At 60.3% G+C, this 10,709-nt stretch carries 11 protein-coding genes; 1 reads left to right on the top strand and 10 read right to left on the bottom strand.

Annotated features, from left to right (window positions below):
- Window positions 1–323: 323 nt before the first annotated feature.
- Window positions 324–914: a hypothetical protein gene (locus GC127_RS04495; RefSeq protein WP_151976715.1), complete on the top strand. Its 591-nt coding sequence runs from the start codon at window positions 324–326 to the stop codon at window positions 912–914.
- 195 nt (window positions 915–1,109) lie between these two features.
- Here the strand turns inward: GC127_RS04495 and GC127_RS04490 are convergent, their stop codons facing one another.
- The 10 genes from GC127_RS04490 to GC127_RS04445 all read right to left on the bottom strand — a co-directional run bounded on the left by GC127_RS04490 (window position 1,110) and on the right by GC127_RS04445 (window position 10,658).
- Window positions 1,110–1,667 carry a YceI family protein gene (locus GC127_RS04490; protein WP_008279136.1) on the bottom strand — a complete coding sequence of 186 codons (558 nt, stop codon included), beginning with the start codon at window positions 1,665–1,667 and terminating at the stop codon, window positions 1,110–1,112.
- Between the two features lie 34 nt (window positions 1,668–1,701).
- On the bottom strand, window positions 1,702–2,304 hold the full coding sequence (locus GC127_RS04485; protein WP_151976713.1) for an ImuA family protein: 603 nt from the start codon (window positions 2,302–2,304) through the stop codon (window positions 1,702–1,704).
- 245 nt (window positions 2,305–2,549) lie between these two features.
- Complete coding sequence (locus GC127_RS04480; protein ID WP_008279134.1) at window positions 2,550–3,860, bottom strand: ATPase; 1,311 nt, start codon at window positions 3,858–3,860, stop codon at window positions 2,550–2,552.
- Between the two features lie 157 nt (window positions 3,861–4,017).
- Entirely contained in the window at window positions 4,018–4,518 is a 501-nt protein-coding gene (locus GC127_RS04475; protein WP_151976711.1) for a prepilin peptidase, read from the bottom strand.
- 9 nt (window positions 4,519–4,527) lie between these two features.
- Window positions 4,528–5,385, bottom strand: a complete 858-nt coding sequence (locus tag GC127_RS04470; RefSeq protein WP_081506843.1) for a lipopolysaccharide assembly protein LapB — start codon at window positions 5,383–5,385, stop codon at window positions 4,528–4,530.
- 29 nt (window positions 5,386–5,414) lie between these two features.
- The gene (locus tag GC127_RS04465) at window positions 5,415–5,966 is read right to left on the bottom strand and encodes a tetratricopeptide repeat protein (RefSeq protein WP_008279131.1); all 552 of its coding nucleotides are present in this window, start codon (window positions 5,964–5,966) and stop codon (window positions 5,415–5,417) included.
- 14 nt (window positions 5,967–5,980) lie between these two features.
- Complete coding sequence (locus tag GC127_RS04460) at window positions 5,981–6,961, bottom strand: type II secretion system F family protein (RefSeq protein ID WP_008279130.1); 981 nt, start codon at window positions 6,959–6,961, stop codon at window positions 5,981–5,983.
- A gap of 10 nt (window positions 6,962–6,971) precedes the next feature.
- The gene (locus GC127_RS04455; protein ID WP_008279129.1) at window positions 6,972–7,940 is read right to left on the bottom strand and encodes a type II secretion system F family protein; all 969 of its coding nucleotides are present in this window, start codon (window positions 7,938–7,940) and stop codon (window positions 6,972–6,974) included.
- A 5-nt stretch (window positions 7,941–7,945) separates the two neighbouring features.
- Entirely contained in the window at window positions 7,946–9,391 is a 1,446-nt protein-coding gene (locus GC127_RS04450) for a CpaF family protein (RefSeq protein WP_151976709.1), read from the bottom strand.
- Window positions 9,392–9,407: 16 nt separating this feature from the next.
- Window positions 9,408–10,658, bottom strand: coding sequence for an AAA family ATPase (locus GC127_RS04445; RefSeq protein ID WP_008279126.1), 1,251 nt, complete (start codon window positions 10,656–10,658; stop codon window positions 9,408–9,410).
- Window positions 10,659–10,709 lie beyond the last annotated feature (51 nt).

The raw sequence follows: 10,709 nt of genomic DNA, 5'->3' as shown, positions 1-10,709 counted from the left end.
GAGGTGGGGGAATCACCAGATTTTGGGGGGCGGTATTGGGTCGGTATCGCGTCGGTTTTCCGGCGGTGGGGTTTTGGGAGTGAGATGGGATTAATAGGGCGGACGGTGTGTGTGGGACGATTGGGAAGGACGCGTGTCTGATCGGTGCTTGCAGTCTATGCGAATGGCAGCAAGACGCGCTGGGAGCTGGCGTTGCAAAGCTAGGCCCGTGTCCCGACAGCGACCTTTGGTGTAGCCTGCGGTGCAAGCGGGGTAGAAGCCCATCTTGACCGGTGCTGCGTTGTCGATGAATGTCAGCTTTCAGGAAAATTCGGGTTGGGACAATGCGTTCAGAAATTTTTGGGATCAAGTGTTTTGCTGCTGTAGTGATGGCAAGTTGGGCTTGGAGCAGTCCAATGAACGCACAAGGCTTGATAGATGACTTCGGTAACCTTTTTGAACGCTGTCGCCTGTCTGTCGAAACGAATTCGGCATTTGAGAGCGAAGGTCTTCAAAGGCGGCACGTAGCAGAGCGCCATGCACGTGATCGGGGAATGTCTTCAACGCAAGAGGCTTGGATGCTCCCGGCTTCGGAGCTTTACGTTGTGCTGACGAAATGGGTATCTCAAGATGGGACAACCCGGCACCTATGCGATATCAGCCTAGCCGATGAAGAGTACACTCTAAGTGCCGTTGAACAAGCGCTGCTGTTGCGACATTTCCTAGTAACGCAAGTCCAGTTGATCGGTTTTGGAACTCATGAGTTTGACAAGCGGCTTTCTCCCATACCGCCAGTAGTAAATGCTGCCTTCTTGCTGTCAGATAGAAACCCGAATGGGTGCGTAGTAAGTAACAGTTTTGCTTTCTCGCCCGATGGCAGGTTCTTTGCAGCAGGGTCCGGCGAACAAGCGGTCAAACCTTGTGAAGCGGAATAGATATCGCGTTTCCAATATAATCTGCTGAGCCCGAACCGGTCATTTGACCGGAAAGCACAGAGCGGCCGCTCCTTCCGCATCTTACCAGTTCGCGACGCGCGCAGCGAAGGTCGGCTGTCGCAAATTCGCATCGAAAGTCGTGACCGTCCCCGGGCTGAGAGCAGTCAGTTTTCGAAAAGAACCTATGCTCCCTCCCTACCTCTCCACCTGTGCCACGATCCTCAACCCGATCTCTGGGCCGACGAGGTTGGCATAGCCGCTTGCGCCGAAGCTGTGGCGGTTGAGGGTGCCGGTGAGGAGGATTGTGAGGTGGGAGAGGTCCTTGGGGTCGGTCTTGGCTTGGCGGTAGAGGCCGCCGGTGAGGGTGACGGGGTGGGTCACGCCGCGCACGGTCAAGAGGCCGGTGATCTGGGCCTTTTGCAGGGTGCCGGTGATCGCTGTCGAGCGGAAGGTAATGCTGGGATGGCGGGCGGTGTCGAGCAGGTCTGGTCCTTTCATCGCCTCTGTGGCGAAGAAGAAGCCCGCGCGAGTGCCGGTGGCGTCGAGGGTGACGTCGACCCGGCTCGCGCCGAGATTGCCCAGATCAATCCGCATATCCGCCGATGTGATCGGCATTGTGCCACGATTGTTGCCGATGGCGGCGTCATAGGTGAAGCCCACGGTGGAGGTGGCCGTGTCGAGGCGGTAGCGCTCGGGCGCGGCGGCGGCCTGCGTGGCGATGAGGCAGAGGGTGAGGGCGAGGCGTCGGATCATAAGGTAAGATACGCGCGGCGCGGGGCAGTGGATGTCACGTTTGCTTGAGGGCCCATGCGCCGGGGCGGCCAGTGAGGTGCCATTCAGCGGGGGGCGCTGTGCGGGCGCGGCGGCGGGTGAGGTGCCAGCGGTCGGTGCCGGGCGTATGGGCAGGGGCCATGTGCCAGCGGGTTTCCACGCCGGGTGCGCCCCCATCGCTTGGTGTCAGGATCAGACCCAAGGGGCGGTTGTGGCCACGTGCCGCCCCTTCTTCGGCGGCGAGATGCAGGCGGCGCACCGGGGTGAGGGCGGGTGGCTCTGGCAGGTCGGCGACGATGAGCGGGGCCGCGCCGCTGCGCAGCGCCTCTTCCATGCACCACAAGAGATCCTCGCGTCGCTCTGGTGCGACGAAGATCAGGCGCTCTGGCCCGTTCTCGGCCCCGGTGAGGGGGCTGATGCCATCGGGGTTGAGGTGGTCGCGTGCCCATGCGGGGGCAATCCAGAGCACAGGGCCGCGCAGAGCACCGATGAGGAGCATCGCAAAGCTGTGGCGGGCAGGACCGGTGCATTCGTGCAGGCGGGTGAGCGGCAGGTCAAGCGCGCCCAGAAGGCGGAGGGCGGAGCGATGGCTGTCACGGGCGAGAAGTGGAATCGTCATGGAGAGAGAATAGCGTGTTCTCTAAATGTTCTCAATCGGGCTGCGAATAGCATTATACAGATCAGCGTCTGTGTCCCGTGAGGGGGGCAGACGAGAGCTAAGCAAAAGGCTAAGAGTGCTCTAAAGCGCGTCGCGTATGATCAGGTTCTCATCGCCCCGGCTCCCGAACCGGGGCCTTCACGCTGACTTGGCGAGGTCCCGGGTCAGGCCCGGGACGGGTGTGTTTCGATGGAGCGCAACACGCCCTAGTGCAAAATCTCTTCCTCGCGCACGAACATATTGGCCCAGGCGCGTTCGATGAGTTCGGGGGTCATCTGATAGGGGATGCCCTCAAAGTTGCAGATCGAGATCATCTGGTCGATCAGAAAGACCGGCTGATAATTGGCATAGACATTGTCGATCGTGGGGTATTTTTCCTTGATCAGGTAGATCAGTGCGGCTTCGTCGAGCGGCATGCCTTTCTTGCGGGCGACCATGGCGAAAATCTTGAGGAAATCGGATTGGCAGGGGCCGTCGATCTTGATCTTGTAGAAAATCCGGCGCAACGCGGCCTTGTCGAAGATCGAGTTGGGGTGGAAGTTGGTCGAGAAGATCACCAGCGTATCAAACGGAACCTCGAATTTCTCGCCGGATTGCAGGGCGAGAATATCCTTGGCCTCTTCCAAGGGCACGATCCAGCGGTTGACGAGGGCCTGTGGCGGTTCGGCCTGACGGCCAAGGTCGTCGACGATGAAGATGCCGCCGGTGGACTTGAGTTGCAGCGGCGCCTGATAGGTGCGCGCCGTGGGGTTGTAGACGAGATCGAGCATCGACAGGCTGAGTTCGCCGCCGGTGATCACGGTCGGGCGTTCGCAGCGGACATAGCGGGTGTCGAAGGTGCGTTTGCGGCGCAGGCTGCCGGGATCGTCAATCTCGACCTCGGCCTTGGAATGTACGATGGGATCGTAGACGGTGATGACCTGCCCGGAATACTCGATGGCGCGGGGCACGTAAATCTTGTCGCCCATGGCATCGCGGATGCCGTTCGAGATCGAGGATTTGCCGTTGCCGGGCGGGCCATACATCAGGATCGAACGGCCAGCGCTGACGGCGGGGCCAAGGTGATCAAGCAGGGCCTTGGGCAGGATCAGGTGGCCCATGGCATTGGTCAGTTGTTCGCGCGTGACCTGAATATTGCGGATCGACTGGCGTTTGACCTGTTCGCGGTAGACCGAGAGCGGCACCGGCATGGCCCCGAAATATTCCGATTGGCTGAGCGCGTCGAGGGCGCGGGATTTGCCCGCGTCGGTCAGTTGATAGCCCATTTCGCCGCTGGAATTGGCGTTGAGCGTGCCGGTTGCCTCGATCAGCTTTTGCACGCGGGCCATGTCGATCAGCTCTTGCGTGACCGCACGCGGCAAACAGATCGCCTCGGCGATGTCGATGGCGAGATCGAGGTTCTTGCGGAACATGGTCTTGAGCAGGATGTCCCGCATCATCACGACCGGCAACCGCATTTCTTCTAGCCGAGACGGGGGCGGGGGCGGCTGAACGCCGGTGCTGGCCTGCATGTTCATCTGGTCTGCCTGTGCTGGGTCGGACTGCGTTGCCGTCACCGTCGCATCAAAAGGTGCAGAAATTGTGGAGAGTGTCGGGCAGCTCTGGGGCGCTTTGACCCTTTGATTGCGCGCAATCTAGAACCGAAAAAGTCACACAACGTTTTCTGCGAATGCTTTAGGCCCCATAGAGCGCGCCCAAGCCCAGATAGATCGCAAGCGTGCCGCCCAAGGCAAAGCCCATGGGGAACTTTTTGCCCGCGTGCCAGCTCTGCCAGTCAGGGGCAAGGCGGCGCAGGGGGCTATACATGATCGCCCGATGTGTCACAAAAGCCCCGAGCAGGGTGGCGGCAAAGATGAAGGCGAGGGTCGCGGCATCGCCAAGTGCCACAAAAGGGGCGGCCGCAGCGATGAATTTGGCATCCCCCGCGCCCATCAGACGGACAGCGTTCATCGCGATGCCCGCCACCAGCATGACCGCCAGATGCGAGAGCCGCCACGCATAATCCACGAGCGGCAGGGTCATCAGCCCGATCACGAGGAAAATCCCCACCAGCGTCAGAACGGCGGTGTTGGGGATTTTCATCCGGCTCAGATCGCTGAGTGCGACCCAAATGCAGACCGGCAGGACGAAAGGCAGGAACCAGAGGGCCGATTGCGCGGTGATTTCGAGCGACATCGGGTGGTCCTAGCCTGCGACCTTGGTTTCGAGCGCGCGCAGCGAGCGCACGGCATCCTCGAAATGCTGCGGATGGGTTTCGACGGCATCGCGCAAGAGCCCTTCGCCAATCGCGGTATCGCCCTGTTTGATGGCCGACAGGCCAAGCGTATAGAGCAATTGCGCGCGCTCGGTCTGGCTGACCGGAAGCACGGGCAGGGAGTAATTGCGCTGTGCGCCGCGGGCCAGAACGAGGTTGTTCTTGGCGGTGAAGAGTGCCGGGTCTTGGCGCACGGCATCAGTAAAGAGCCGCTCTGCTCCGGGGTAATCGCCGCGCGTCAGCTTGGAATAGCCCCAGTTGTTCATCACGCTGGCGGGTTGGGTCGTGAGGCCAACGGCGATTTCATAGAAACTGTCGGCCTTGGTCCAGTTTTGCTTGCTGTCGGCGACCATTGCCTCGAGCCGGTAGCGTTTGAAGGTTTCATGAGTGGGCGGAATGCTGTCCAGCGCCGTCTTGGCGCGGTCCCATTCGTTGTTGCGGATCAGGGCATCGGCCAGATCGACGCGGTCCTCATCCGTGGCGTCCTTGTGTTCGGTGACGCGGGTCCAGATCGAGACGGCCTCGGTGTTGCGTTTGGCGCGCACGAGAGATTGGCCCAAGCCGCGCAACAGGTCGATACGATCTGGCTTTTCGCCCACGGAGCGCTGGAAATAGGCAACCGCCTCGTTCGGGTCGCTGGCGGTTAGCATCACGTCATTAAGGTTGGTTTCGTCCACGACATTGATGTCTTGGAAAGCGCGGTCTACGTCATTCCCGCTGGACTGCTCACAGGCGGACAGGGCAAACGCCCCTGCCACGCACAGGGAAACAAGAATAGGGTGGCGCATTTGTGCGTCCTTTTACTGCCTCGGCCTCGTCATGGTATCTTGCGGACCAGAAAATCGCCACTGCCCCGCCGTACCAGTTTATAATCTTGCTCTTCCGGTTCACCATAATCGGAATTTTCCGATTTTGCGAGTGCTAAGCGCAAATTGTCGCGGATTGCGTCACTTTCGCCATTGTCGAGGGCGTAGGCGCGGCGCAGCATTTGTTCTGCCTCGGGATACTCGCCCTGTTCGACCAGCACGACCCCGAGGTTGTTCCAGGTTTCGGGGGTGGCGTCGGTCTTTTCGATGGCTTCGCGCAGAAGGCGTTCGGCGGTGCCAAGGCGCCCAAGGGCAAGATTGGCGCTGCCCAAGCCTGCCAGCACATCGGCGGTCAGGCCTTGGGTGACGGCGGCGCGGGTATAGGCCTTGTGCGCAAGTTCGTATTCGCCCGCATCCATCAGGCGATGCCCAACCAGAAGCCCATCTACCGCCTGTCCGCCGGGGGCCACGCCGGGGGCGAAAGGCCCATCATGTTTTGGGGGTGTCAGGCAACCTGCCAGAGCGAGTGTGCCCACCAGAAATACCACCGCCCGCCCTATCATGTCGCTCCGCTCTGTTATTTGCTCATTGCCAGCAGGTCCATGATACCCAGAACTGACGGCCCGACCAGAATGATCAGCAATGGCGGCACTGTAAGCATCATCGTGGCCAATGTCATCTTGGTTGGCAGCTTGTTGGCTTTTTCCTCGGCGCGCATGACGCGTTTGTCACGCATTTCGCCAGCATAGACGCGCAGCGCCTCGCCGATCGAGGTGCCGAAGGTTTGCGACTGAACCAGAACGGTCACAAAGCTGGAAATATCCTGAACGCCGCAGCGTTCGGCCATTTCGCCCAGCACTGACGGCTTGTCGCGGCCAGCCTTGATCTGAAGGGCGACGATTTCGAATTCGTCGGCAAGCGCGGGGTAGGAGGCGCGCATTTCGCTGGCGACGCGGATGATGGATTGGTCCATGGATTGACCGGCCTCGATGCACACGAGCATCATGTCGAGACTGTCCGGGAAGCCGTCCTGAATTTCCTCTTGGCGTTTCTGCTGGCGTTTGGTGACCCAATATTTGGGCATCATGTAGCCGATACCGGCAGGCCCGAGGATATACATCAACGTCTCTTGCGTGCTGGTCTCGGTGCCCGATTTGACCAGGACATAATAGATCACCCCAAGGATCAGCAGGCCAACCCCGAGCGCGAATTGCGCGAAGTGGAAATAGCGCACCGCATCGCGATGCCGATAGCCTGCCTGCATCAGCTTGAGGCGGATCTGGCTGAGTTGCTTGGCATCCTGCGGTTCCAGGAAGGTCGCGTAGCGGTCGAGTTTCTTGTTCTGTACGCCGGCGCGCAGGCTGGTCTTGGTGCCGACCGAAGTGGAACTGCGCTGGTTCTCCTGTTTGAGTTTTTCGAGGGGGTCCTGCTTTTGCCGCAACATCAGGGGGATCGTGAGCAGGATGAGCATCACACCCAGACCACCCACGGCGATCAGAGGGCCAAAGGGACCAAGCGCGCCGGTCAGGACATCGTTGAGAACTGAGAGAATTTGCATGATACGTTCCTCAGACCTTGATGCTTACGAGGGCGCGCATCACGATCAGGTTCAAGACCAGAAAAACGCCGACGACCAGAACAGCGGGGATAAAGAAGGGATGCTCCATCGCCTCGTCGTAGTAATCGGGCTTGAGCAGCTGGATGCCGACCAGCGCGAGCAACGGAAAGGCGGAGAGGAATTTGCCGGACCATTTTGCCTCGGCGGTGATGGCCTTGACCCGGCGGAAAAGGCGAAAACGGGCGCGGATCACCTGGGCCAGACCGGCGAGGATCTCGGCCAGGTTGCCGCCTGATTGCTGCTGAATGGTCACGGCCACGGCGAGAAAGCGCAAATCCTGCATATCGAGCCGTTCCGCCATTTCCTTGAGCGCCTCGCCCATGTCGCGACCATAGGCGGCCTCGTCCGCGATGATGCCGAATTCGGTGGCGAGCGGATCGCCCACCTCGGTGGCGACGATGCCGATGGCCGATGAAAACGGATGGCCGACCCGCAAGGATCGCACCATGAGTTCGATGGCGTCGGGCAATTGTTCCTCGAGCAGCGCCATACGTTTGGATGCTTTCATGCTGATCCAGGTAAAGATGCCGCCCACGCCAATGCCCACAGAGGCAATCGCGCGCACCGGGGCCGCGGTATCCGTGGCGACCGACAGGCCGATGAAGGCCAGAACGCTGAGACCGACCATGAGAAGGATCAGTTGGCGGGGGGTAAAGGCGATGGCGGCCTTTTGGGCCTTATCCGAGAGGATCGCATAGAGCGGGAGCCTGCGCGCCTTGAGATGCTGCTGCATTTCCTTGCGCAGCTTTTCCATCACCTCTTCGCGGTTGCCCGATTTGTCGAGCATTTCGAGCCGCCGGTTGACCCGGTTGTTGAGGCTGATCGAGCGGCCAAAGACGGTGAGATAGATCCCCTCGACCAGAACGAGGACGCCAACGAAGATCAACGCATAGATGATGGGTTCGGCACTGAGGGTCATCTGCGTTACTCCGCTGCGATGGGTTCGTAGATATGGGAGGGCAGATCATAGCCCCAGAGCCGGAAGCGTTCTGAATAGTGTGAGCGCACGCCGGTGGCGGTAAAATGGCCGATGATCTTGTTGTCGGGGGTCAGGCCCACGCGCTGAAAGCGGAAGATTTCCTGCATCGAGATGACATCACCCTCCATGCCGGTGATCTCGGTGATCGAGGTCATCCGGCGCGAGCCGTCCTGAAGGCGGCTGGCCTGCACGATGAGGTTGACGGCGCTGGCGATCTGGCTGCGCACCGCCTTGAGCGGCATTTCGAGCCCAGCCATGGCGACCATGTTTTCCAGACGGCTGATGCCGTCGCGGGGATTGTTGGCGTGGATTGTGGTCATCGACCCGTCATGGCCGGTGTTCATGGCCTGCAACATGTCGATCACCTCTTCACCGCGGGTTTCCCCCACGATGATCCGGTCGGGGCGCATCCGCAGCGCGTTCTTGAGACAGTCGCGGGGGGATACCTCGCCCTTGCCTTCGACGTTGGGCGGGCGGCTTTCCATTCGGCCGACGTGGATCTGTTGCAGTTGCAATTCGGCGGTGTCCTCGATTGTGAGGATGCGTTCATCATTGGCGATGAAAGAGGACAGCGCGTTGAGCGTGGTGGTTTTACCAGAGCCGGTACCGCCGGAGACGATGACGTTGAGGCGGGTGGCGACGGCGGCCTGGAGATAGGCGGCCATTTCCTCGGAAAAGGCCCCGAATTTCACCAGATCGTCGATCCCGAGCTTGTCCTTTTTGAATTTCCGGATGGACACAAGGCTGCCATCCACCGCGACGGGGGGCACCATCGCGTTAAAGCGCGAGCCATCGGCAAGGCGGGCGTCAACATAGGGGTTGGATTCGTCCACGCGCCGACCCACCGCCGACACGATCTTGTCGATGATGCGCAGAAGATGCTTTTCATCCTTGAAGGTGACGTCGCTGAGTTCGAGCTTGCCCGCGCGTTCGATAAAGATCTGATGCGGGCCGTTGACGAGAATGTCGTTGACCGTGTCATCTTTGAGCAGGGTTTCAAGAGGCCCGAGGCCCTTGACCTCGTCATAAAGCTCTTGCGTGAGCTGCATGCGGTCTTCGCGGTTGAGGACGATGCCCTTTTCTTCGAGAATTTCGCCGGCGATAGAGCTGATTTCGCTGCGCAGATCGGATTCTGTGGCCGAGTCGAGTGCGGCGAGATTGAGGTGGTCAAGCATCGCGCGGTGCAATTCGATCTTGATCTCGCTGATCCGATCTTTGCGCTTGCGCTCTTTGTCCACGCCGACGGCCACCGCTGCGACCTTGGGCAAGGGTTTGCGGAAGGACGGTAGGGCTGCGGCATCGACCGGTGCGGTCCGGGGGGCCGGTGCGGGTGTGGTGGAGGCCTTGGGGGCAGCCCGGTCACTGGGCGATTTCTTGTATCGAGAGAACATCTGGTCCTACCTTTGGTTAGGCGGCTTCGGCGTCGCTCTTGCCAAGAGCATGCAAGGAGCTGGCCAATTTGGCGATTTCGCGGCGCAGCGGGTTCTTGGCGGCACTTGAGGCCAGCGGTAGACCGTGATCCGAGCTTTGGCAGACGGCACGCCCGCCATCCGGCAAAAGCAGTTCGATCCGGATTTCGAGGCTTTCGGCCATGCGTTTGACGCGGCTCTTGCCGTTCAAATCAGTGAATTTTGGCGAGCGGTTGAGGCAATAGCGCAGCTTGTCCACGGGCAGATCTTCGGACTGCATGGCCCGTTTGATCCGCAAGGCGTTCTGGGCGGAGCGCATGTCAAGCTCGAGCGTCGCAAAATAGATTTGTGAGGCGTGCAAAACCGCTTCTGTCCACTGGACCAGCGATCCGGGCATGTCGATCACGACGTAATCGAAGTGTTTGCGCGCGAGGCTGAGAAGTTTGTTCACATCCTCGGAAGAAATCATGTCGAGCGGCAGCACATCGGCGGGGGCTGTCAGCACCCAGAGTTTATCCTCAAAGGCGACAAGCGCCTGCCGGAAGATGTCATCATCGAGGGCCTCGGTATCGGACCACATTTCGAATACGACATCGCGGCGCGGAAGATCGAGATATGTCGCGACCGATCCGAACTGCAGGCCGAAATCCAGAAGGCACACGCGCGGCGGGCTGGCTTTTTCGACATTGGCCAGTTCCCATGCGAGATTGACTGCAAGGGTGGTGGCACCGGTCCCGCCTGATAATCCCTGCACCGCAAGGATCACGCCATCGCCAGCGGTTGGATTGGCGAGGGCAGGATGGGTTTGGGCCGCGCTTTGGCTTTGCGGCATGGGCGGGGGCGCGTGGCGCAGCCGGTCGATAGCGGCCTGAAGCTCGCCCTCGGGCAGGGGGTAGGGGACAAATTCATCGGCACCCTGACGCAGCAATTGGTGCAGAGCGGCGGGGCTGACATCCTCGGCGATCAAAATAACCTTGATGCCTTTTTTGCTGGCCAGCGAGATAATCTCACCCAGCATGACGAGATCGTCTTCGTCGGCCTCGTCGATGGCGACGGCCACGAATTCCAAAGTGTTGGCCTCGGGCTGGTTGAAAAAGGCCAGCGCCTCGGCAAAGCCCAAATCGCCCCAGGATTCACCCAAGGCGGCCTCCATATCCTCGATCAGCAGGTCAAAGTTCTGCACGTCGCGGCTGATGGTGCAGGCAACGATCGGGTTGGGATCAGACTGTTTCGCTACACTACTCGTCATTCTCTCGGTCCTGTTCTTGCCGTCGCCCGGCGGTGATCGCCAATACGCGGG

It is taken from the genome of Roseovarius sp. EC-HK134, from assembly GCF_902498815.1.
Taxonomy (GTDB): Bacteria; Pseudomonadota; Alphaproteobacteria; order Rhodobacterales; family Rhodobacteraceae; genus Roseovarius; species Roseovarius mucosus_A.
This window is presented reverse-complemented; position numbering and strand designations above follow the sequence as displayed.